This window comes from Paenibacillus sp. 2TAB26, assembly GCF_052115145.1.
GTDB lineage: Bacteria > Bacillota > Bacilli > Paenibacillales > Paenibacillaceae > Pristimantibacillus.
The window spans coordinates 1-363 of the sequence record NZ_JBFRGC010000158.1; the positions used below are offsets into that span (position 1 = coordinate 1).

Sequence of the window (363 nt, forward strand, 5' to 3'; positions counted from 1 at the left end):
AATTTATACCATGGCGCGGGTCATATGTTAAAGCTAGAAAAACTGACCCGCTATTACAATACTTGAATCAAGCGCGCGATTCAGATAACCACTCAATTCAGGAGGTTGTAGTAAAACAGCAAGATAGGGTTAATATCAGACCATCGAAAAGTGGCGACCTACACATAAAACAAATGGTAATTGTAGACAATGTTTTGGAAACCTACGATGGAGATCCAATAGATATCATTGCTGTTCCTGGCAGAATAGAAGCGATAAGCGTTGTAAATAGAGGTGTGGCATTTACTCCACCTAATGCGCATAATGGACAGCCAATAAAAAGGCACAAAGACCCAATAGAGATAGCGGAATTAGGTATAGAAT

At 39.7% G+C, this 363-nt stretch carries 1 protein-coding gene; it reads left to right on the forward strand.

Annotated features, from left to right (window positions below):
• Positions 1–62: 62 nt before the first annotated feature.
• Positions 63–363 (forward strand): hypothetical protein (locus tag AB4Z50_RS36305; RefSeq protein WP_441887371.1); only part of this gene is annotated, 301 nt, incomplete at its 3' end.